This is a genomic window from Bifidobacterium sp. AGR2158 (genome assembly GCF_000424225.1).
Taxonomy (GTDB): Bacteria; Actinomycetota; Actinomycetes; order Actinomycetales; family Bifidobacteriaceae; genus Bifidobacterium; species Bifidobacterium anseris.
The window spans coordinates 96,940-118,893 of record NZ_AUJM01000016.1; the positions used below are offsets into that span (position 1 = coordinate 96,940).

The window sequence follows — 21,954 nt, forward strand, 5'->3', positions numbered from 1 at the left end:
CGCATTTGACAAACCGTTGGAATTGTGCTTGTTTCTCCGCGTGTCGCGCGGGCGCCGCAACGGGTCAGGACTGGTGGCGGTCGAGCTCGCGCGCGGACACGCTCACGTTGAGCCCGTGCGCGCGCAGACGCTCCGCCAGCGCCTCGCTCATCGCGACGGAGCGGTGCTGGCCTCCGGTGCAGCCGATAGCGATCGTCACGTAGTGCTTGTCCTCCTGCGCGTAGCCCTCCACGGCGATCTCGATCGCCTTCTCGTACGCGTCGAGGAAATCGGTCGCCCCCTTGCTGCGCAGCACGTAGTCGCTCACCGGCTCGTCGCGGCCGTTGAGTCCGCGCAGCTCGGGCACCCAGTACGGGTTCGGCAGGAAACGCACGTCGGCCACGAAGTCGGCGTCGATCGGGATGCCGTATTTGAAGCCGAAGCTGAAGATATGCACCGAGACGGTCGTCGGCCCCGAGCCCATGAGCGCGTTGTACAGCTTCGTCGACAGCTGGTGGATGCTCAGATGGGAGGTGTCGATGACGATGTCCGCGCGCTCCTCGAGGTTCTCGAGCATCTCACGCTCCTCGCGGATGCCGTCGATGAGCCGGCCGTTGCGCTGCAGCGGATGCGGGCGGCGCACCGCCTCGAAGCGCTTGATGAGCACCTCGTCGTCGGCGTCGAGGAACAGGATGCGCGTCTTGACGCCGAGGTCGTCGAGATGACTGAGCATCGCGGACAGGTCGGTGAAGTAGTCGCGGGAACGCACGTCGATGACGGCGGCGAGCTTGTGCACGCCGCTTTTGGACGCGGTCATCATGTCGACCATCGGCACCATGAGCTGCGGCGGCATGTTGTCGACGACATACCAGCCCATGTCCTCGATGCTGTGCGCGGCGTGCGACCTGCCCGCCCCGGACATGCCGGTGATGAGCATGACCTCGAATCCCTCGGCGGGGCCTGCGATGTGCCCCTGCTGTCCGTCCCCGTGCGTCGCCGTCTCGTTGCCTTGACTCACAGTGCCTCCTCCAATGCCTCTCTCATGGCCTTCTCGAGCGTGTCATGCACCGGCTGCGCACCGACGGCGTCGAAGTCCCCGTCCGCGGCGAGTCCGGTCATGAGCAGCACCTGGGCCACCGCTTGATACAGTAGCATCTCCTCGCCGCCGAGCGCGACGCCGCCCAGACGTCCCCACATGCGCATCAGTTCGGTGGGCCGCGGATCGTAAACCACGTCGAGCAGCATCCCATGCACGCTTTCGCCGGCCTCGGACAGGCGGTTCGCGACGGTGTCCGCGCCGTGCGCGGGGATCGTGTTGACGACGAGGTCGGCGCCGGCGAGCAGCCGCGGCAGCCGTGCGTCGTCGAGCGCGACCGTCGTCACGTCGATGCCGTGGCGTGCGCCGATCTCGGCGAGGGCGGCGTTGCGTTCCGGATGGCGCGCGGCGACGGTCACGCCGGCCACGTCGCCCATCATCGCACACGCCGCGAGGGCGGACGTGGCCGTATTGCCGTTGCCGAGGACGACCGCCGAGCGGTTCGCCGACGGCGTGACGCCTTCCTTGTTGGCCGCATGCGCGAAGGCGCGGGCGATGCCGTAGACGTCGGTGTTGTACAGGCGCGTCGAGCCGCCGGCGAAGACCGCCGTGTTCGCGACGCCGAGTTCGCGCGCCCACAGGTTCGACGGCGTGCCGTAGGGCTGGATCGTGCGTTTGAGCGGCATCGTCAGGCTCAGCCCGGCCCAGCCGGCGTCGAGCGAGCCGAGGAAACCGGCGAGCCCCTCCTCGTCCATCTCGATGCGCCCGTAGCTCCAGCCGTCCAGTCCGAGCGCGCGGTAGGCCGCCTCGTGGAGCACCGGCGAGAGCGAATGGGCGATGGGCTTGCCGAGGACGGCGCACCGCCGTGGTCCGTTGTTCATGCAACCTCCTGACATGGTCGCCGGCATGGCTCCGGCTTGGTCTGCCACCAGCGTACCGCACGACCGGCGCGATGCACGACCGTGATGAGGTACCGTCGGGCGGCGCTCATGCATCGTCCGACGCGCCGTCGTCGCCGACGCCGGGCTCGGCATTGGCATGCAGCGCCTGCCAGATGCGCTGTGCCTTCGCGGAGCCGATGCCTTTGACCTCCTCGAGCGCTTCGACGCTCGCCTCGCGCATCGCGCGCACTGATCCGAAATGCGCGAGCAGCCGCTTCTGGAACGCCGGTCCCACGCCGGGGATGCCGTCGAGCGCCGAACGCAGCGCGCCCTTGCGGCGCGAACGTCGATGGTAGTCGATCGCGAAACGGTGCGATTCGTCGCGCACGCGCTGCAGCAGGTACATGCCCTCCGAGGCGCGCCGCAGGATGATCGGATAGTCGTCGTCGGGCACCCACACCTCCTCGAGGCGTTTCGCAAGTCCGCACACGGCCACGTCGTCGACGCCGCAGTCGGCGAGGGCCTGCGCGGCGGCCATGACCTGCGGCCTGCCGCCGTCGACGACGACGAGGTTCGGCTTGTAGGCGAAGCGGCGCCGGTCGGTGTTCTGCTGCACGATCAGCTCCGCGCCCGCATTGTCTGCCTCGACCGCGTCATCCGCGACGCCCGTGTCATCCGTCGCATGCGCCACGCCGTCGCGCATCGCACGGGCCGCGCGGCGCTCGTCGTCGATGCTGTCGCCGCTGTCGCCGGCGATGTTGCCGTGCCGGAAGCGGCGCGTGAGCGTCTCGCGCAGCGCCGAGAGGTCGTCGAGCGCGCCGGAGCCGTCCTCGCCGCGGATCGCGAAGCGCCGGTATTCGGACTTCTTCGCGACGCCGTCCTCGAACACGACCATCGACGCGACCTGATAGGAGCCGCCGACCGTGTTCGAGATGTCGTAGCATTCGATGCGCAGCGGCGCCTGGTCGAGCCCGAGCGCCTCGGCGACCTCGTTCATCGCCTCGGTGCGCGCGCCGATGTCGCTGATGCGGCTCATCTTGCTGCGCTGGAGCGCCTGCTGCGCGTTCTGGTCCGCGCGTTCGAGCAGCTGGCGTTTCGCGCCGCGCTGCGGCACGTCGATCGAGACGGCTCCCCCGCGCAGCCGCGACAGCCACATCTCGAGCTCCTCGCGGCGCGACGGTTCGACCGGCACGAGGATCTGCCTGGGCACGGGCGCGATCGGCGCGAGCAGGTCGGCGCGTCCGGTCTGTTCGAGCCGTTCGTTGCGTTCGCGCGTCGCCTGCGCGCGCGCCGTCGGATCGGTCGCGCGGAAACGCTGCGAGGCGGCGACGGCGTTGCGCTCCTCGTTGACGACGACCTTCGCGCCCTGCCCGCTTTCGCCTGTGCCGTCGCCGACGAGGTCGGCGTAGACGCGCACGAGCAGGTCGGCGATGATCTCGTCGTCCCCGACGTCCTCGCAACGTTCGACGCTCCAGTTGCGTTCGCCGCGAATCGTGCCGGCGCGCACGAAGAAGGCGTGCACCGACGCCTCGAGCTCGTCGGTGGCGAAACCGAAGACGTCGGCGTCCACGTCCTGGTCGAGGACGACGGAGTTCTGCTCGACGACGCTCGACAGCATGTGGATGTCGTCGCGCAGCCGCGCGGCGCGTTCGAAGTCGAGCTCGGCGCTCGCCTCCTTCATCTGCGCGGTGAGCTGGGCGATGTACGAGCGTCCGATGCGTCCGGTGAGCACGCCGACGAGCTGCTCGCACATGCGCCGGTGCTCCTGCGGCGCGATCCTGCCGACGCATGGCGCCGAGCATTTGCCGATCGACGCGAGCAGGCAGGGCCGTTCGGTCAGCTGCGCCTTGCGGAACACGGACGGCGTGCAGGTGCGCACCGGGAACGCGCGCAGCAGCCGATCGAGGCTCTTGCGCAGGTCCCACACCTTCGCGTAGGGGCCGAAGTAGCGGGTGTCGCGGCGCTTGCGGCTGCGCGTGATCCACACGCGCGGGTATTCCTCCCCGGCCGAGATCGCCAGATATGGGTAGGTCTTGTCGTCGCGGAACACGACGTTGAAGCGCGGGTCGAACTCCTTGATCCACGTGTATTCGAGCGTGAGCGCCTCGATCTCGGTGCCGACGACGGTCCATTCGAGCGAGCGTGCCGTGAGCACCATCGTCTGCGTGCGCGGGTGGAGCTGCGCCAGCGGCTGGAAATAGTTGGTCAGCCGGTTGCGCAGGTTCTTCGCCTTGCCCACGTAGATGACGCGCCCCTCGCCGTCGCGCCATTTGTAGACGCCCGGCTGCGCGGGGATGTCCGAGGTCTTCGGGCGGAACAGGTCACGGCTGTCGCCGAGCAGCGGCGCGCCGTTCGCGTTGACGCCCGGGCCCGCAGCCGCCGCAGCCGCCGCGTCCGTTGCGCCGGACGCGGCCAGGTCGCGCGCGATCGCATGCCAGGTGCCCGGCGCATGCCGTTCGAATACGCTCATCTCCCCTGCCTTTCCACGATGACGTTCACGGGATGACCTTCACGATGACCTTCGATTAGCGTCCATGCTTTCGGTGGACGTCCATGATGACGCCGCTGCTCGGCTAGCTGACGCCGGCAAACGGCGTCAGCTAGCCGAGCAGCGGTTCGAGGAACTTGCCGGTCCACGATTCGTCGCACTCGACGATGTGCTCCGGTGTGCCCTCGGCGACGATCGTGCCGCCGCCTTCGCCGCCCTCGGGGCCGAGGTCGATGATCCAGTCGCTCGACTTGACGACGTCGAGGTTGTGTTCGATGACGATGACGGTGTTGCCCTTGTCGACGAGCCCCTGCAGCACGACGAGGAGCTTGTTGACGTCCTCGAAGTGCAGGCCGGTCGTCGGCTCGTCGAGGATGTAGACGGTCTTGCCAGTGCTCCGGCGCTGCAGCTCGGTGGCGAGCTTGACGCGCTGCGACTCGCCGCCCGACAGCGTCGTGGCGGGCTGGCCGAGGCGGATGTAGCCCAGTCCGACCTGCACGAGCGTGTCAAGGTAGCGCGAGATCGCCGGGTAGGCCTTGAAGAACTCGGCGGCCTCGCTGATCGGCATGTCGAGCACGTCGGCGACCGACTTGCCGTTGTACTTGACCTCGAGCGTCTCGCGGTTGTAGCGCTTGCCGTGGCATTCCTCGCAGTCGACGTAGACGTCCGGCAGGAAGTTCATCTCGATCTTGAGCGTGCCGTCGCCGTGGCACGCCTCGCAGCGGCCACCCTTGACGTTGAACGAGAAGCGTCCCGGTCCGTAGCCGCGCACCTGTGCCTCGGGCGTCTTCGCGAACAGCGCGCGGATCTTGTCCCACACGCCGGTGTAGGTGGCCGGGTTGGAGCGCGGCGTGCGCCCGATCGGGTTCTGGTCGACGTGGATGACCTTGTCGCACTGGTCGACGCCTTCGACGCGCGTGTGCTTGCCGGGCACGATCCTCGCGCCGTTGAGCCGGTCGGCGAGCACCGGATACAGGATCTGGTTGACGAGCGTCGACTTGCCCGATCCGGACACGCCGGTCACGCAGGTCATGACGCCGAGCGGGAAGTCGACGGTGATGTCCTTGAGGTTGTTCTCGCGGGCGTCGACGACGCGCAGCCTGCGCGACTTCTTCGGCTTGCGCCGCTTGGCGGGCACCTCGATCCTGCGCCGCCCGGCGATGTAGTCGCCGGTGATCGAGCGCTTCGCGTCGACGAGATGGTCGGCGGGTCCCGAGTAGACGACCTCGCCGCCGTGTTCGCCGGCGCCCGGGCCGATGTCGACGAGCCAGTCGGCCGAACGGATCGTGTCCTCGTCGTGTTCGACGACGATGAGCGTGTTGCCCAGGTCGCGCAGATGGTGCAGCGTGTCGATCAGGCGGGCGTTGTCACGCTGGTGCAGGCCGATCGACGGCTCGTCGAGCACGTACATGACGCCGACGAGGCCCGAGCCGATCTGCGTGGCGAGGCGGATGCGCTGCGCCTCGCCGCCCGACAGCGTCTTCGCGGCGCGCGAGAGCGTCAGGTAGTTGAGGCCGACGTCATTGAGGAAGCCGAGGCGCGCGCGGATCTCCTTGACGACCTCGCCGGCGATGTGCGCGGCGGGGCCCGTCAGGTCGAGCTCGTTGATCCATGCGAGGCTGCGTTCGGCCGGCATGTCGCACACGTCGGCGATCGAGCGGCCGTCGACGGTCACGGCGAGGACCTCGGGCTTGAGGCGCTTGCCGTGGCAGGCGGCGCACGGCACCTCGCGCATGTACGACTCGTAGTACTGTTTGCGCTGCTCGGAGTCGGTCTCCTCGTGGCGGCGCATCAGCGAACGCACGACGCCTTCGAAGCCGGTCGAGTATTCGCGCATGCGCCCCCAGCGGTTGCGGTACGAGACGGTGACCTTGAAGTCTTTGCCGTACATGATCGCCTGGCGCGTCTCCTCGGGCAGGTCCTTCCACGGCGTGTCCAGGTCGAAGCCGAGTTCGGAGCCGAGACCTTCGAGCACATGGCGATAGTAGTCGCCGGTGGACTTCGTCATCATCCACGGCTCGATCGCGCCCTCGTTGAGCGTCTTGTCCGGGTCGGGCACGACGAGTTCGGGGTCGATCGCGAGGCTGAAGCCCAGGCCCGTGCATTCGGGGCAGGCGCCGTAGGGCGCGTTGAAGGAGAAGGTGCGCGGCTCGATCTCGTCGAGTTCGAGCGTGTGGCCGTTGGGGCAGGCCATGTGCTCGGAGAAGGGGACGCGCCGGTCGGAGGCGTCGGCGTCGCGGTCGACGAAGTCGGCGACCATGATCCCCTTCGCCAGGCGCAGCGCCGTCTCGACGGAGTCGGTGAGGCGCTGGCGGATGCCGTCGCGCACGACGAGACGGTCGACGACGACCTCGATCGTGTGCTTCTTCTGCTTGGCTAGGCTGATCTCATCGGACAGCTGGCGCATCTGCCCGTCGACGAGCGCGCGGGCGTAGCCGTCGCCGCGCAGCAGTTCGAGCAGGTCCTCGAACTCGCCCTTGCGGCCGCGCACGACCGGCGCGAGGATCTGGAAGCGCGTGCCCTCGGGGTTGGCGAGCAGACGGTCGACCATCTGCTGCGGCGTCTGCGCGCTCACCTCGGCCCCGCACACCGGGCAGTGCGGGACGCCGGTGCGCGCGAAGAGCAGACGCAGGTAGTCGTAGATCTCGGTGATCGTGCCGACCGTCGAACGCGGGTTGCGGTTCGTCGTCTTCTGGTCGATCGAGACGGCCGGGCTCAGGCCCTCGATGAAGTCGACGTCGGGCTTGTCCATCTGGCCGAGGAACTGGCGCGCGTAGGCGGACAGCGATTCGACGTAGCGGCGCTGTCCCTCGGCAAACAGCGTGTCGAAGGCCATCGACGACTTGCCCGATCCGGACAGGCCGGTGAAGACGACCATGCGGTTGCGCGGGAATTCGAGGTCCGCATTCTTGAGGTTGTGCTCACGCGCGCCCTGGATGACGATCTTGAGGTCGTTCGGCAGATGGCCGATGTCCGCGATGAGCGAACCGTGCTCCTCGCGCAGCGGCGCCTTCGCCAGCTCGCGGCTCAGGAAGGTGTCGCTCGACATGACGCGTTCGAGGACCGCGCGCGACGCGTGTGCTTCATGTTCTGCTGCCAATGGATACCGCCTTTCGATTCCGTGTGGCCGTCCGTGCGCCCCGTCCCGCGGACGCGCGGGCAACATGGGTGGCACAGGCAACACAAGGATAGCGCATCGCGGCGGAAAAATCGAACACCTGTTCGAAATCTCCGCATCGGGGTCCGACGGCGCGCCGCACGCGGCGCATATTCGCCCGCACGGCGAAAATCGGCGCCGCGACGCACGTCGGCGCACTCACTTCGCCTACGCTGGTAGTCATCGATCATCGATCATCCAAGCATCCGCGCAGGCGGCCGCGCGCCACCGCGCCGACCGCGACGCGATGCGCAGGGAACGAAACGTAAGGAGAGCGAACATGGCAGACAACGGCAATACGCACGACGGCGCGCCGCACGCAGTGGACAAGGCCGCACCTCCGCGCAAGGCGGGGCGCGGCAAGGACGCGCAGGCCGGCACGAGGGCGCGCGAACGCGACGTCGAAATGATCGTCGCATGGGCCTCCTTCGCCGCGCTCATTGTCGTCATGGCGCTCGCGCAGGCCGGCGTCCTTGTGCACGTGGACATGAACGACGCTCGCCAGCGCGTGCACTCGTGGTTCTCGGCGCCGCGCTACGTGCAGCTCATCTGGATCCCCGTCTACCTGCTGCTCGCCGTGTGGCTCGTGCGTGTCGGCAACGGACGCCGGCACGCAAAACGGCTCGGCCGCGCGCGCTTCACGATGCTCGGCGCGCTGTTCACGGCCGCCTGCCTCGTCGGCGTCGGCTGGGTGTTCGCGTGGGCCTTCAAGAACTACCCCGCCTCGGTCACGCTCATCGTCGTGCAGACGGCGCTCGTATGGGTGCTGTGGTTCCTCTCCCGGCGCGACGACGCGAGCGTGTGGGGATGGGCGCCGTTCTCGCTGTGGGGGTCGTGGCTCGTCGTCGAGACGCTCGTCGACATTGCGCGCGCCGTCACCTACTACGTCTCGAAGGACGGCGCGATGAGCGGCACGGCCCAGTCCGTCGCCACGATCGTGCTCGCGCTCGCGCTGCTCGCCGCCGCTTGCCTCGCGCGCTTCCGCTTCGACGACTGGGTCTTCGGCCTCGTTTCGCTGTGGTCGGTCGTCGGCATCGCGATCCATCTGATGGACGTCTCGAAGTTCACGGCCGTCGTCATCATCGCGCTCGCCGCCGTGACGGCCGTGTTCATGTACGTGCCGTGGAAGCGCGTCTCCGGCAGGCTCGGCACGATCGAGCCGCGCAGGCAGGAGCCGACGAAGGCGCAGCGCGAGGCGATGCGTTCGCTGGACGCGCCGCACGTCGAGGACCTGCGCGCCGACGACGATGCCGACACCGTGGACGCGCATGCCGACGATGCCGCACACACCGCCGCGAACAAGGACGACGGACGGTGAGCGCGAAGGGCGCCGACGGCCGCTGGACGCGCGTCGAACACGGCTTCCCGCCGCTGTTCGACGCGCGTTCGCGCATCCTCTTCCTCGGCACGATGGCCAGTCCGAAGTCGCGTGAGGCCGGGTTCTTCTACATGCATCCGCGCAACCGTTTCTGGCCGATCATGGACGCGTTGTTCGCCGACCCGTCCGATCCGTCGGACAGGGTGGGCACGAGCGTGGAGTCGCGCCGCGCGTTCGCGCTCAGGCACCGTTTCGCGCTGTGGGACACCGTCGAATCGTGCGAGATCCTCGGGGCGTCCGACGCGTCAATCCGCGACGTCGTGCCGAGCGACCTGACACCGATCGTGCGCGGATCGCAGATCCGGCACATCTACCCGTGCGGTGCGAAGGCCGCGGGCCTGTACGAACGCTACTGCCGGCCGATGCTGCTCGCCGACGGCATCGACCTGCCGGCCACGGCACTGCCGAGCACGTCGCCGGCCTACGCGGCGAAGACGCTCGACGACCTGATCGCCGTCTACCGCGAACGCGTGGACATGTCCGACTTCGACTAAACGCCGGACCGGACGGCGCGCGGCGCGTTCATGGCCGCGTTTATGATGGTGCGCGCGGTTCATGATGGTGCGCGCGGTTCATGTGCATGCGGCGCGCCGACGGACATCGGACGAACAATCAGACGAACACGAACATCTAGGGACTTCTACGGTCGGGAGACGGTGAATCAATGGCAATCGAAGTACAGGGACTGGAGATTCAGATCGGCGCGCGCACGCTGCTGCATCCGACGAGCTTCCACGTCGCCAAGGGCGACAAAATCGGCCTCGTGGGACGCAACGGCGCCGGCAAGACGACGCTGACGCGCACGATCACCGGCGAACTGCTGCCAACGGCCGGCACCGTGCGCGTGTCCGGCAAGCTCGGCTATCTGCCGCAGGACACGCACGCCGACGACCCGGAGCAGTCGGCGCTCGACCGCATGATGAGCGCGCGCGACATCGCGACGATCATCCGGCGCATCCGCAAGGCCGAGAAGGAGATGACCGACCCGGACCCGGACGTGATGACGAAGGCGATGAACCGCTACGACAAGGCGATGCAAGACTTCGAGAAGGCCGGCGGCTACGCAGCGCAATCCGAGGCGCAGGCGATGGCGGCGAGTCTGGGGCTGCCGCAGGACGTCATGGAACGTCCTCTCGGCACGCTCTCGGGCGGCCAGCGCCGCCGCATCGAGCTGGCGCGCATCCTGTTCTCCGACGCGGACACGCTCATCCTCGACGAGCCGACGAACCATCTGGACGCCGATTCGATCGAATGGCTGCGCGGCTTCCTCAAGAAGTACGAGGGCGGCTTCCTCGTCATCTCCCACTCGGTCGAACTGCTCGACGAGGTCGTCAACAAGGTGTGGCATCTCGACGCACAGCTCGCGCAGATCGACATGTATTCGCTCGGATACAAGGCGTACCTGCACCAACGCGCCGTCGACGAGGAACGCCGCCGCCGCGAACGCGAGGTCGCCGAGAAGAAGGCGGAGCGGCTCATGCAGCAGGGCATCCGCCTGCACGCCAAGGCGACGAAGGCCGTGGCCGCGCAGAACATGATGCGCCGCGCCGAACGCCTGCTCAGCGAGACGAGCGGCGAGCAGAAGAAGGAGAAGGTCGCCGACATCCGCTTCCCCGATCCGGCGCCGTGCGGACGCACGCCGATCATGGCGAAGGACATCTCGAAGTCCTTCGGCGACAACATCGTGTTCGCCGGCGTCGACCTCGCGATCGACAAGGGCTCGCGCGTCGTCATCCTCGGCTACAACGGCGCCGGCAAGACGACGACGCTGCGTCTGCTTGCCCATCTCGACGAGCCGGACACCGGCGTCGTCGAATACGGCCACGGCGCGAAGATTGGCTATTTCGCCCAGGAGCACGACACGCTCGAACTGGACATGACGGTCCTCGAAAACCTGCAGCATGTGGCCCCGGAGCTCACCGACACGCAGGCGCGTTCGATTCTCGGCTCGTTCCTGTTCTCCGGCGACGACGCGTTCAAGCCGGCGCGCGTGCTCTCCGGCGGCGAGAAGACGAGGCTCGCGCTCGCCACGCTCGTCACGTCGCGCGCGAACGTGCTGCTGCTCGACGAGCCGACGAACAACCTCGACCCCGCCTCGCGCGCCGAGATCCTCAAGGCGATCTCCAAGTACGAGGGCGCGATCGTGCTCGTCACCCACGACGAGGGCGCCGTCGAGGCGCTGCGTCCCGAACGCGTGCTGCTCATGCCCGACGGCGACGAGGACCTGTGGAACGACTCCTACCTCGAGCTCGTCGCCGAGGAGTGACGCTGCGCTCCGCGCCTCTCTCCTCGCAGAGCCCAACCAATTCCCTCGCATAATCACATAATCAAAGGGCCGCGCCTTGTGGAACATCCGGGATCGGGATTCCCGATCCGTGTTCCGCAAGACGCGGCCCTTTGTGTCGTGTCGGTTGTTGCAGTCAGTCGATGTCGACCGGCTCGTCAGGCGTGCCGGCCTGCGAGGCGCGCATGATGTCCGGTTCGACGTAGATCTCCCAGTTGTACCACGGCATCGACTCGCGCACCGACCGTTCGATCTTGTTGACGGTGTCCACGTCGTAGTCGCGGTCGAGTTTGGAGGTCTGCACCTTGAGGCACAGCAGGATGTTGTCCTCGGACATGTGCACGGACTGCATGTTGATGAGATCCTCGACGCCTTCGGTGCCTTCGACGGCCTTGATGATGCGTTCCTGCGTCAGCGGGCTGACCGATTCGCCGATGAGCAGCGAGCCCGCCTTGTAGGCGAGCAGCAGCGAGCCGACGATGAGGACGACGCCGACGCACATGCCGCCGAGCGCGTCATAGAGCTCGTCGCCGGTGGCGATCGCCAGGCCAATGCCGAGGAACGCGAAGGCGAGGCCGATGAGCGCGAGCGTGTCCTCCATGATGACCGAGGCAAGGTCAGCGGATTTCGTCACGCGCCAGAATCTGTAGATGCCCATGTGCGGCATGCCGGTATGTCGCATGCGTTCGTTCGATTCCTTGATCGACTGGTGCAGGCCGTAGCCTTCGAGACATGCGGAGATGATGACGACGACGAGCGCGACGACGAGTTCGCCGCGGTTGGCGGCGCGGATGGCGGGGTCCTCGAGCACGGCGCCGACCTTCTTGAGCGCCTCGCTCGTCGAGAAGAAGCCACCCACGAAGAACAGCAGCGTGGCGACGACGAAGGACGCGAGGTATTTGACGCGGTACCAGCCGAAGGGGTGTTGCGCGTTCTTGCGCCGTCTTCTGGCGACGCGGTCGCCGGCCATCAGCACGATCTCGTTCGAACAGTCGGCGATCGAATGCACCGATTCCGACAGCATCGACGACGAGCGTGTGAAGAGGAACGCGCCGAGCTTGGCGATGGCGACGCCGATGTTCGCGGCGAGGGCGGCCTTGACGGCCGCGCCCTCGTGCTTGCGTTCCTGCTGCGCGCTGACGCCCACGCCCGTCGCCGGCGTGGCGGTGTGCTTATCGGCGTCGTCCTTCACGGCGATGTCCTTCTCCTCGTTGTCCTTCATGTCCTCGTCCTTTTCTCGTTCTCGTCGTTGCTGACGTCGTCGTTGGCGTTGGCGTGCGTCACGCCTCGCCGTTGCCCGCGGTCATGTCTGCGTAGAGGCCGGTCTCGCGTTCGCCGAGCGCGGCGCGGATGCAGGCGATCGCGTTGAGCGCGCGCGGGTAGCCGATGTACGGCAGGCACTGCGAGACGACGGCGATGAGGAAATGCTCGTCGTTGCCCAGCCGCAGGTTGGCCTGGATGTGCGCGCGTTCCTGCGCCTCGCAGCCTCCCTGGCCGATGAGCAGGCAGAACGTGACCATTTCGCGTTGCGCCAACGTCAGGCCGCCGCGCGTGTAGTAGCCGCCGAAGCAGTCCTTGGTGAGCCATGCGTTGATGTGACGCGTGTCCTCGGGTCCTTTGCGCGGGAAGTCCTTCATCATGTCCCCGAACAGCCGCATCTCGATTTGCTCGCCTGCGTCCATGCGTCCGTCGGCGGCGACGGTGTTCTGCGCGGGCAGCGGCATCGCGACGTTCTCGGCGTTGAGGAAGTCGTTGACCTTCCTCAGGTAGGGCAGCGCATGGGCGAATCCGGCGTAGGGCGTCGCCTGGTAGATGACCTCCTTGAGCTGCAGAGACGTGACGCCGGTGCGATAGGCGACCGGCAGCATCATCTCGAAGGCGTCCATGCCCTGCGCGCCGATGATCGCGGCGATGACCGCGAGGCACCGGTCGGCCTCCCCCAGTTTCGGGTCGTTCGCCTCGCGCTCGTGCACAACCTCGTCGTAGGCGAATCGGGAGAACATCTCGATGTACTCCGGGTCGGTCTGGGCCAGGGTACGGTCGTCGTTCCAGAAATGGTTCATTTTCTTGTGCAGTTCCTCGAACACTGCATGCCTCCTGTCCGGCTGTCGGGGCGGATCCCGCCTCCATGGCCGCGCGACGTGCGGGCGCATGGACGAAACGGGCTTACGACGTCCGTATAATACGACAGACCATCGCATCATGCCCATGTCGAAACGCGCATGTCATGCGGTTTTCGCCATGGGCATGATGATGGTACATGGCGGGGCCGTCGGGCCCCGCGTCGGTTCACTTGGTCTGCAGCTTGTTGCTCGTCGCGTCGAAGTCGCTCACCGGCGTCGCCACAATTGTCGGGTCGTCGTAGGTGGCCATGTAGTAGGTCTTCGTCTTCGCCGAATAGCCGCTCGTGAACATCGTCTTCTCGAACTGGCCGTCGGCCATCGCGCTCATGCCTTCGATCATCGCGGCGCTCGACAGCGTCTTGAACAGGCGCGTGACGTTGTCCTTCTCGCCCTGCTTGTCCGGATAGTGCGCGTTCGCGTAGGCGATGCGCACGAAGCGGGACATCGAGTTCGGGTCGCCCGGCAGGCCATGTGCGCTCAGTCCCGCGCCCCACGGCTTGAGTTCGGCGCCTGCCCACTTGACGGGCTTGACCATCGTCGGCGTGCAGTTGATGTAGTTGATGAGGTTGGCGCGGTGCACCGGGAACTCTGGCTGGTTCGTCATGACGTCGATGTCGTTGTCATAGACGTGCATGCCGCTGGCGGTGTATTCGACGACGATGCTGCGCGTCGCGTCGCCGATGATCCAGTGCAGCATCGCGACCGGGTACTGGTCGTTGATCTGCTTGGCGACGATCGTCACGTTCTTGAGCGCCTCGGCGACCTCGTCGACGCTCGTGAAGCTGCGCGCCACCCACAGCGGGAACTCGTAGGCGGCGACGTTCGTCGTGAAGTTGACGCTGTCCTCGGCGTACTGCGCGTAGCCGGGGAAGTTGAGTCCGGCGACGGCCAGGCCGGCGTCGTTCGCGCAGTCGAAGTAGAGCGGCGTGTCGTCGACGACGATGCCGACGCCGATGACGGCGTGGTTGCGGTCCTCGGCGTTGAACGCCGGCTGGTAGGCGTAGTCGGCCGGCGTGTACACGATCTTCTCGCCGTAGCCGCACTCCCAATCGAGGTTGCGGCCGAAGTAGAGGTTGCCTTCGGCGTCGACGAAGCGAACTGCACTGCACATGATGATGTTCCTTTCCATATCGCGGTCGGTCACGCCGCCCGTGTTCGGTCGCGCACGCCGCCCGGCGGGCGGGGCGTGCGCCGTTGCCGCCATTGTAGGGAGCGTGACGGCGCCGGCGCGCTGGTTATCGTTGTCAGAGGAAGCGGTGCCACGGCGCGTTCCGGCGTTCGGCCGGCGGCGCACACGGCGCGCGGTACTAGAGTGGATGGCGTATGTGTTGTCCCTTCCCGGCCATGCGCTCGCACGTCGCGGGAAGGCGGGGAAAGGACCGATGATGAACGATCACGGCACGAGCGGCGCCGGCATGGCAAGCGCACAGGACATCGAACCCGAGGATGGGCCACGCACCGACGTGCTGCGCTCATGCGCCTACGACGTGGCGACGGTGCGCTCACTCGAACGCCCGTTGCTCGACGACGGCGTGCCGCTCATGCGCATGGCCGCCGCGGCCGCGGCGCACCGCGTGCTCGACGTCATCGACGAACAAGGATGGGAGGCGGACACGCTGCGCGTATGCGTGCTCGCCGGCGCCGGGGACAACGGCGGCGACGGCCTGTACTGCGGCGCGATGCTCGCCGACGAGGGACTCAACGTGACGGCGATCGCCGTAGGCCGATCGCTGCACGACGAGGCGTACGCCGCATTCCGCAAAGCCGGCGGCCACGTCTTCACGCTCGACCCGAACGCGAGCATCCCCGGAGCCCCCGTCGGATTCTCCTCCGGCGAGGCCGGCGCACGCCTCGAACAGGCCGTGCGCTTCACCTCGCGTGCGCACATCATCATCGACGCGATGACCGGCATCGGCGTCAACGGCGCGCTGCACGGCATTCCCGCGGCCATCGCCGAGGTCGTCGGCACGCACGGCGCGCCCCCGCGCCCCGCACTACCCGACGACGAGCTCGACATCGAATTCCCCTTTGTGCTCGCCATCGACACGCCATCCGGCGTCGGCGTCGGGGACGGCACACTGCCCGGCGCGTACATTCCCGCCGACGTGACGATGATGTTCGGCGCGCTCAAGCCATGTGCGATGCTGCCGCCCGCCTGCTACGCGTGCGGCCGCGTCACGCTCGTCGACTTCGGCTTTGACGTCGACGCCGCCGACCCGGACGTCGAGATCGTCGACCGCGCCTTCGCGCAGTCCGCGATCCGCATCCCGCGCCTTGATGACGCCAAATACGAACGCGGCGTGGCCGGACTGATCACAGGCTCCGACGCCTATCCGGGCGCCGCCGTCCTGTCCGCATGCGCCGCCGCGCGTTCGAATATCGGCATGGTGCGCTATCTGGGGCCTGACCGCGCACAGGACCTCGTGCTGCATGCGCTTCCCGAAGCCGTCATCGGCAAAGGCCATGTGCAGTCCTGGGTCGTCGGCTGCGGCATCCCCGACGGCGTGCACGGCGACGACAAGGACCTGCAGCGGACCCGCGCGAAAGCCCTTCTCGCCCACTACTCGCTCGACGGCGACGAGGACGGGCGCCGCGCCGCGCTTGCGATGCCGCCGATCGTCGTCGACGCCGGCGCGCTCGACCTGCTGCCCGCGCATGTGCCCGCGCATGTCGTCGTCACGCCGCACGCCGGCGAGATGGCGGCGCTGCTCACGCGCCTCGGCGAGGCGCGTGACCCCGCCGACGTGTCCGCCCGACCGCTGGCCGCCGCGCGCCGCGCCTGCGAACTGACCGGTGCGACCGTGCTGCTCAAGGGCGCGATGACCGTCATCGTCGGCGCCGACGATGACGGCGCGACACGTACGCTCGTATGCGGACGTGCCCCCGCGTTCCTCTCCACCGCCGGCGCTGGAGACGTACTCGCCGGCATCACCGGCGCGATGCTCGCCCAGCAGGCCGACGAGGTCGTCGCGGATCCCTCGCTCGCCGCCGAGATCGTCGCCGGCGCCGCCTACGTGCACGGACTCGCCGCCGCGCTCGCCTCGCACAGCGACCAGCGCGCTTGGGACGAACCTGCGTTGTTCTCCGATGGCGACGAGGACACGCACGCCTCGCAATCGGTCGGCCATCCAATCGTCGCGATGGACGTCGTCAACGCGCTGCCCGCCGCCTTCGACATGCTCAACGCGACCGCGCGCTACGAATAAACGCAGAACAGACGTACAACACAGAACAGAAAGGAACCATCATGACACTGCTGCAGCACGACGTCATCGACTTCACCCTCCAGGCCTACCAGAACGACGCCATCCGACAAGTGGGCAAATCCGACCTGCTCGGCCACTGGTCGCTGCTCTTCTTCTACCCCGCCGATTTCTCCTTCGTCTGTCCGACCGAACTCGAGGACCTCGCCGACCACTACGACGCGTTCAAGCAGGCCGGCTGCGAGATCTACTCCGTCTCGTGCGACACCCAATGGACGCACAAGGCATGGCATGACGCGAACGAGAAGATCGGCAAGATCGCCTTCCCGATGCTCGCCGACCCGACCGGCGCGCTCGCACGCGACCTCGACACCTACAACGAGCACACCGGGCTGGCCGAACGCGGCGACTTCATCATCGACCCCGAAGGACGCGTCGTCGCCTATGAGGTGATCTCGTCGAACGTCGGCCGCGACGCCGCTGAGATCCTGCGCCGCGTCAAGGCCTCCCAATTCGTCTACGAGCACACCGATCAGGTGTGCCCGGCCACATGGGAACCCGGCGACAAGACGATCAAGCCGAGCCTCGACCTCGTCGGGGAGCTGTGATGAGCACCCCCGAACAGGACTTCTACGACGCCGTCGTCATCGGAGGCGGCCCGGCCGGGCTCACGGCGGCGATGTACCTCGCACGAGCGCGCTACCGCACGATCGTCATCGAAAAGGACGACTTCGGCGGCCAGATCACGATCACCGACGAAGTCGTCAACTACCCTGGCGTCCTGACGACCAACGGCCGCGCGCTCGCGACGACGATGCGCCGGCAGGCGCAGGACTTCGGCGCCGAACTGCGCACGGCCGACGTGACCGGCATCGACGTGCTCGACGACGGCGTCAAACTCGTGCACACGACGCGCGGCGACGTGCGCGCGTTCGCCGTCGTGCTCGCGATGGGCGCCGCCCCCAGACGCATCGGTTTCGCCGGCGAACGCGAATACGCCGGACGTGGCGTCGCCACCTGCGCGACCTGCGACGGCGAGTTCTTCACCGGCCGCGACGTCCTCGTCGTCGGCGGTGGCTTCGCGGCGGCCGAGGAATCGGTGTTCCTGACCCGCTACGCGCGCAAGGTCACCGTGCTCGTGCGCGAGGACGACTTCACCTGCGACGCGCAGGTCGCCGACCGCGCGAAGCACGATCCGAAGATCGACGTCCTCTACCACACCGAACTCGAAGGCGTCGAAGCCGGCGAACACGGCCTCGTCGAAGCCACGCTGCGCGATGCGCACACCGGTGACAGGCGCCACTGGCAGCCCGAAGACGACGGCACCTTCGGCGTCTTCGTCTTCGCCGGCTATGTGCCGCAAACCTCGATCGTCGACGGCTTCGTACGCCTCGACGACGACGGCTACGTGATCTGCAATCCGATGACGCTCGAAACGTCGGTGCCCGGCGTCTACGCCGCCGGCGACCTGCGCGCCAAGGATCTGCGGCAGGTCGTCACGGCGACGGCCGACGGCGCGATCGCCGCCGTGCACGCCGAACAGTACGCGGCGGACGCATCCAGGCGCACCGGCGTCGTGCCCGAACGCCCATCTGTCTCCGTCCACGAACGCAGGGAACGCGAGGCGGGTGCAAACATCCCGGAGCAGACGACGATCGCGCCCGCCTCGAACGCCGTCGACGACACGCCCGCCCCGCAGGTCGGCTCGTTCTTCGACGACGACGTGCGCACGCAGCTGCGCGTCATCTTCGCACGCATGCAACGGAACGTCACACTGCAGCTGCAACTTGACGACACGCCGCTGAGCGTCGAACTCAAAGCCTTCATCGAGGAACTCGTGCACCTTAGCGGCGGCAAGCTCGCCATGCTGTCCGACCACGTCGAACGTGTCGACGAACACGGCCGTGGCATCTTCAACGCGACGCTGCCGCTGCCCTTCGCCGCACCCGTCGTAAGCCTGCTCGTGCGCAACGACACCGGCGAACTCGTACCCACCGGCATCGCATTCCACGGCGTGCCCGGCGGCCATGAATTCAACGCCTTTGCGCTCGCGTTGTACAACGCGGCCGGCCCCGGCCAGCCGCTGCCCGACGACGAACGGGAACGCATCGAGGCGATCCACGATCCGGTCGACGTGATGCTGCTCGTCTCGCTGACGTGCACGATGTGTCCGGAGACGGTGCGCGCCGCGCAACGCATCGCATCGCTCAACCCGAACGTACGCGCCGAGGCCTACGACATCGCGCACTACCCCGAACTCAAGGAACGCTACGGCGTCATGAGCGTGCCGTGCATCGTCGTCACGCGCGGCGACCGGACGCGCACGGATTTCGGCAGGAAGGGCGTCACGCAGATGCTCGACCTCATCGACCATGTGTGACGAGCGCGACTGATTCAATACAGCAGCATGCGAAAGGAGGGTCCCGGCGACAGGGCCCTCCTTTCGCATATGCGCACGCTGTTCCGCCATATGTACGGGCGCACGACGACTTCGACGCCCGTGCAGTACACTGACGATGTCGTAAGTCCCCCTATCAGTCTTCACCAAGCGAGGTTCCCGATGGCCGATGCCCGTCCGATCACCGATGTCGTCTTCGATTTCTGCGGCGTGCTCGTCGACTGGCAGTGCCATTGCGCGCTCGACGGCCATGTGGACGCCGCGCTCGTCGAACGCATCTGCGCCGACGACGACCCCTACGGCTTCTTCCACTACGAGGACCTGATGGACGGCGGCATGCGGCTCGACGACGTGCTGCCGATCGTCGAAAGGGAGCACGGCGCGGACATCGCCGCGATCTACCGCTACTACATCGAGCATTACGGCGACGCGCTGCCGGACACGGTCGCCGGCATGGAGCGGCTGCTGCGCGACCTCAAGGCCGCAGGCGTGCACGTGTGGGGCCTGACGAACTGGGCCGAGGAGACCTTCCACTTCGCGTTCGAACGCTTCCCGCAGCTCGGGGAGCTGCTCGAGGGCACTGTCGTCTCCGGCGTCGAAAAGCTGCGTAAACCCGAGGCGCCGATCTACCGGCTCGCCGAGGAACGCTTCTCGCTCGACCCGTCGACGACCGTGTTCATCGACGACACGGCGAAGAACGTCGCCGGCGCCGAGGCGCTCGGCTGGCACGGCGTCCGCTTCACCGACGCGGACGGCACGCGCGACGCGCTGCGCGGGCTCGGCGCGGCCATCTGAACATCAGGACACTAGGACACAGGCAGGATAAGGAAAGGCGGCTCATGGCCACGTTGCTGCAGCTCAAGTACATCGTCAAAATCGTCGAATGCGGCTCGATGAACGAAGCCTCGCACATGCTGTACATCTCGCAGCCGGCGCTGAGCTCGTCGGTCAAGGAACTCGAGAACGAGCTCGGCATCGAAATCTTCACCCGCTCGTCGCAGGGCATCGCATTGACCGTCGACGGCGCCGAGTTCCTCACCTACGCGCGTCAGGTGCTCGACCAGGTCTCGCTCATGGAGGAACGCTACAAGAACGCGAAACCGCGCAAGCAGCTGTGCTCGGTGTCGACGCAGCACTACATGTTCGCCGTCGAGGCCTTTGTCAAGATGATCGAATCGATCCGCTCGGACGAGTACGAGTTCACGATCCGTGAGACGCGCACGCGCGACATCATCAACCAGGTCGCGAACATGCGCTCGGACATCGGCATCCTGTACCTGTCCGACTTCAACAAGCAGGTCATCGGCAAGCTGCTGCGCGAGAAGCACCTCGAATTCCATCCGCTGTTCCGCGCGCCGCTGCACGTGTTCATCGCGCGCACGAATCCGCTCGCGATGAAGAAGAAGGTCACGATGGAGGATCTCAAGCCTTTCCCGTTCATCCAGTACGAGCAGGGCGAGGAAGGCAGCTTCTACTTCGCCGAGGAAGCGGTGTGGCCGGAGTACTCCCCCAAGCAGATCAACGTGACCGACCGCGCCACGATCCTCAACTTCATCATCGGACTCAACGGGTACACGGTGTGCACCGGCATCGACAACGGCGACCTCAACAACGAGAAGATCGTCACCGTGCCGCTCGACACCGACGTGACGATGCTCGTCGGCTGGATCTCGCATGAACGCGCAAAGATCACGAAACCGGCGCAGGTGTATCTGGAGAAGCTCAAGGCCGTGCTCGCCGGGCATGGCTACGACGTCATCGAGCAGTAGGGAGATGGCCGTATCTGCGATTTTGGGGTGGAACAGGTGCGATATCCCCCGGCGTGTCACCGTTCAGCAGCCCAACACGCCGGCGGTTATGCCCGTCTTCCCCACCCCGAAATCGCAGATACACTCCGCGGGCCCATCAAGCATGTGCGGGACGCGAATCCAGACATATTGCCCCTCCTCCACGTCTTCTTTCGCTCGCTCTTCGCTCTTCTTTTTCCTTTTCCTCCCTTTCCCCTCTTCTTCCACTCGCTCTCTTTTCCCTCTTTCCTTCATTCTTCCTCTTTCCTTTCCTCTCCCTCCGCTTGCGTGGCTCTTCTCTTGGCACACATAACTCAGGATTTTGGCCGCACAATTGGGTTATGCGCGGTCTGTGCGCTGACTGCGCTCGACCACCGGCGCATTCCGAACATAAGCGCACGTGTCACGTTCGAATCCATGACGCAACAGCGCAGCAATTGACAATTGCCCATAGCTGCACCATTCGCGTGCCGATTTCGTCGAAGAGCCCTGCGCATAACTCAAGATTCCAGCAGGAATATCGAGCTATGCATGGCGGCTGCGGTGCTGACAGCCATTGAGAGGACCCTCTTCCCTAAGTGCTTTTGTTACCGTCGGATTGGCGCTTGGGTCGATGGTATGGGAAGAGATGCTTACTAACCGTAAGTACCTGTATATTCGTATGATATAATGAGAACATGCAGGACATCGACATCTTCTCCAAGGACTGCCCCACGCGCTTCAACCTGTCGGTCATCAGCGGCAAATGGGGACTACTCATCATCCTGGCGCTGGCGGACCGTTCGCTGCGCTTCAGCGAACTGGTGCGTACGATCGGCGGCATCAGCGAACGCATGGCGTCGCAGACGCTCAAGTATCTCGAGCGTTGCGGCGTCGTGCGCCGTCGCGTCGTGCAGCATGCGAAGCCGCCGCAGGTGTATTACGAGCTCACGTCGTTGGGCAGGCAGTTCGTCGCTCCCCTCTCCCAGCTCGTCGAGATCGCCAACCGCAACGTGGACGCGCTGATCTACCACCACGACTGATTGCAAGGTGGGCACCCACCGCTGCGAGCGCCATCAGCGACACAATCACCTTGTAGAGGGTCGCATAGGCGAATCCTTATGAATATCGTCGGCACGGTTCCCCGTCTCCGTACAATCCTTCTGCCCATGATAGGTGAAGGTCTCGCGGTGCCACATGGGCTTTTCCATAACGTGCATGGCATCGCTGATGATTCGGCTGATCGTGCCTCATGGCGGTC

General features: G+C 66.5%; 17 protein-coding genes. 9 read left to right on the forward strand and 8 right to left on the reverse strand.

The window, feature by feature from the left end:
* Positions 1-64: 64 nt before the first annotated feature.
* The 4 genes from rapZ to uvrA all read right to left on the reverse strand — a co-directional run bounded on the left by rapZ (position 65) and on the right by uvrA (position 7,433).
* Positions 65-997 carry an RNase adapter RapZ gene (gene rapZ / locus G606_RS0106850; protein ID WP_026645336.1) on the reverse strand — a complete coding sequence of 311 codons (933 nt, stop codon included), beginning with the start codon at positions 995-997 and terminating at the stop codon, positions 65-67.
* On the reverse strand, positions 994-1,896 hold the full coding sequence (locus tag G606_RS0106855) for a shikimate dehydrogenase (RefSeq protein ID WP_026645337.1): 903 nt from the start codon (positions 1,894-1,896) through the stop codon (positions 994-996). The genes rapZ and G606_RS0106855 overlap by 4 nt, the downstream gene beginning before the upstream one ends.
* Positions 1,897-2,002: 106 nt before the next feature.
* Entirely contained in the window at positions 2,003-4,366 is a 2,364-nt protein-coding gene (gene uvrC, locus G606_RS0106860) for an excinuclease ABC subunit UvrC (RefSeq protein ID WP_026645338.1), read from the reverse strand.
* A gap of 130 nt (positions 4,367-4,496) precedes the next feature.
* Positions 4,497-7,433, reverse strand: a complete 2,937-nt coding sequence (uvrA, locus tag G606_RS0106865) for an excinuclease ABC subunit UvrA (RefSeq protein WP_026645339.1) — start codon at positions 7,431-7,433, stop codon at positions 4,497-4,499.
* A gap of 388 nt (positions 7,434-7,821) precedes the next feature.
* On the opposite strand from uvrA, the gene G606_RS10195 reads away from it, so the two are divergent.
* The 3 genes from G606_RS10195 (at position 7,822) to G606_RS0106880 (ending at position 11,185) form a co-directional block, all read left to right on the forward strand.
* Positions 7,822-8,859, forward strand: a complete 1,038-nt coding sequence (locus tag G606_RS10195) for a hypothetical protein (RefSeq protein WP_051198660.1) — start codon at positions 7,822-7,824, stop codon at positions 8,857-8,859.
* Between the two features lie 92 nt (positions 8,860-8,951).
* Positions 8,952-9,413, forward strand: coding sequence for a uracil-DNA glycosylase family protein (locus G606_RS0106875; RefSeq protein WP_231371451.1), 462 nt, complete (start codon positions 8,952-8,954; stop codon positions 9,411-9,413).
* 170 nt (positions 9,414-9,583) lie between these two features.
* Complete coding sequence (locus G606_RS0106880) at positions 9,584-11,185, forward strand: ABC-F family ATP-binding cassette domain-containing protein (RefSeq protein WP_026645341.1); 1,602 nt, start codon at positions 9,584-9,586, stop codon at positions 11,183-11,185.
* A gap of 154 nt (positions 11,186-11,339) precedes the next feature.
* On the opposite strand, the gene G606_RS10200 is transcribed toward G606_RS0106880, so the two are convergent.
* From G606_RS10200 to bsh, 3 genes are all read right to left on the reverse strand, one after another.
* A complete protein-coding gene (locus tag G606_RS10200; protein WP_081664103.1) occupies positions 11,340-12,425 on the reverse strand; it encodes a cation diffusion facilitator family transporter in 1,086 nt (361 codons plus the stop codon).
* Positions 12,426-12,483: 58 nt separating this feature from the next.
* Positions 12,484-13,290, reverse strand: a complete 807-nt coding sequence (locus G606_RS10205) for a carboxymuconolactone decarboxylase family protein (protein WP_051198663.1) — start codon at positions 13,288-13,290, stop codon at positions 12,484-12,486.
* Positions 13,291-13,492: 202 nt separating this feature from the next.
* The gene (gene bsh, locus G606_RS0106895) at positions 13,493-14,437 is read right to left on the reverse strand and encodes a choloylglycine hydrolase (RefSeq protein WP_026645342.1); all 945 of its coding nucleotides are present in this window, start codon (positions 14,435-14,437) and stop codon (positions 13,493-13,495) included.
* 274 nt (positions 14,438-14,711) lie between these two features.
* On the opposite strand from bsh, the gene G606_RS0106900 reads away from it, so the two are divergent.
* The 5 genes from G606_RS0106900 to G606_RS0106920 all read left to right on the forward strand — a co-directional run bounded on the left by G606_RS0106900 (position 14,712) and on the right by G606_RS0106920 (position 20,696).
* Entirely contained in the window at positions 14,712-16,532 is a 1,821-nt protein-coding gene (locus G606_RS0106900) for a bifunctional ADP-dependent NAD(P)H-hydrate dehydratase/NAD(P)H-hydrate epimerase (protein ID WP_442852245.1), read from the forward strand.
* 41 nt (positions 16,533-16,573) lie between these two features.
* Complete coding sequence (locus G606_RS0106905) at positions 16,574-17,137, forward strand: redoxin domain-containing protein (RefSeq protein ID WP_026645344.1); 564 nt, start codon at positions 16,574-16,576, stop codon at positions 17,135-17,137.
* Complete coding sequence (locus tag G606_RS0106910; RefSeq protein WP_034523885.1) at positions 17,137-18,909, forward strand: FAD-dependent oxidoreductase; 1,773 nt, start codon at positions 17,137-17,139, stop codon at positions 18,907-18,909. The genes G606_RS0106905 and G606_RS0106910 overlap by 1 nt, the downstream gene beginning before the upstream one ends.
* Positions 18,910-19,089: 180 nt before the next feature.
* Entirely contained in the window at positions 19,090-19,722 is a 633-nt protein-coding gene (locus tag G606_RS0106915; RefSeq protein ID WP_026645346.1) for an HAD family hydrolase, read from the forward strand.
* 44 nt (positions 19,723-19,766) lie between these two features.
* A complete protein-coding gene (locus tag G606_RS0106920; protein WP_026645347.1) occupies positions 19,767-20,696 on the forward strand; it encodes a LysR family transcriptional regulator in 930 nt (309 codons plus the stop codon).
* Between the two features lie 63 nt (positions 20,697-20,759).
* Here the strand turns inward: G606_RS0106920 and G606_RS0106925 are convergent, their stop codons facing one another.
* Positions 20,760-20,969 (reverse strand): hypothetical protein, encoded by a 210-nt coding sequence (locus G606_RS0106925; RefSeq protein WP_026645348.1) that lies wholly within the window; start codon positions 20,967-20,969, stop codon positions 20,760-20,762.
* 422 nt (positions 20,970-21,391) lie between these two features.
* On the opposite strand from G606_RS0106925, the gene G606_RS0106930 reads away from it, so the two are divergent.
* Positions 21,392-21,736, forward strand: coding sequence for a winged helix-turn-helix transcriptional regulator (locus G606_RS0106930; protein ID WP_026645349.1), 345 nt, complete (start codon positions 21,392-21,394; stop codon positions 21,734-21,736).
* Positions 21,737-21,954: the final 218 nt, after the last annotated feature.

What these genes read in the sequence shown, in the direction of transcription:
- G606_RS0106905 (WP_026645344.1), top strand. Translation starts at nt 16,574, where the DNA reads ATGACACTGCTGCAGCACGACGTCATCGACTTCACCCTCCAGGCCTAC.
- G606_RS0106925 (WP_026645348.1), bottom strand. Translation starts at nt 20,969, where the DNA reads ATGAAGGAAAGAGGGAAAAGAGAGCGAGTGGAAGAAGAGGGGAAAGGG.
- G606_RS0106855 (WP_026645337.1), bottom strand. Translation starts at nt 1,896, where the DNA reads ATGAACAACGGACCACGGCGGTGCGCCGTCCTCGGCAAGCCCATCGCC.
- G606_RS0106900 (WP_442852245.1), top strand. Translation starts at nt 14,712, where the DNA reads ATGAACGATCACGGCACGAGCGGCGCCGGCATGGCAAGCGCACAGGAC.
- bsh (WP_026645342.1), bottom strand. Translation starts at nt 14,437, where the DNA reads ATGTGCAGTGCAGTTCGCTTCGTCGACGCCGAAGGCAACCTCTACTTC.
- G606_RS0106915 (WP_026645346.1), top strand. Translation starts at nt 19,090, where the DNA reads ATGGCCGATGCCCGTCCGATCACCGATGTCGTCTTCGATTTCTGCGGC.
- G606_RS0106880 (WP_026645341.1), top strand. Translation starts at nt 9,584, where the DNA reads ATGGCAATCGAAGTACAGGGACTGGAGATTCAGATCGGCGCGCGCACG.
- G606_RS0106930 (WP_026645349.1), top strand. Translation starts at nt 21,392, where the DNA reads ATGCAGGACATCGACATCTTCTCCAAGGACTGCCCCACGCGCTTCAAC.
- G606_RS0106875 (WP_231371451.1), top strand. Translation starts at nt 8,952, where the DNA reads ATGGCCAGTCCGAAGTCGCGTGAGGCCGGGTTCTTCTACATGCATCCG.
- uvrC (WP_026645338.1), bottom strand. Translation starts at nt 4,366, where the DNA reads ATGAGCGTATTCGAACGGCATGCGCCGGGCACCTGGCATGCGATCGCG.
- G606_RS0106920 (WP_026645347.1), top strand. Translation starts at nt 19,767, where the DNA reads ATGGCCACGTTGCTGCAGCTCAAGTACATCGTCAAAATCGTCGAATGC.
- G606_RS10200 (WP_081664103.1), bottom strand. Translation starts at nt 12,425, where the DNA reads ATGAAGGACAACGAGGAGAAGGACATCGCCGTGAAGGACGACGCCGAT.
- uvrA (WP_026645339.1), bottom strand. Translation starts at nt 7,433, where the DNA reads ATGTCGAGCGACACCTTCCTGAGCCGCGAGCTGGCGAAGGCGCCGCTG.
- G606_RS0106910 (WP_034523885.1), top strand. Translation starts at nt 17,137, where the DNA reads ATGAGCACCCCCGAACAGGACTTCTACGACGCCGTCGTCATCGGAGGC.
- G606_RS10195 (WP_051198660.1), top strand. Translation starts at nt 7,822, where the DNA reads ATGGCAGACAACGGCAATACGCACGACGGCGCGCCGCACGCAGTGGAC.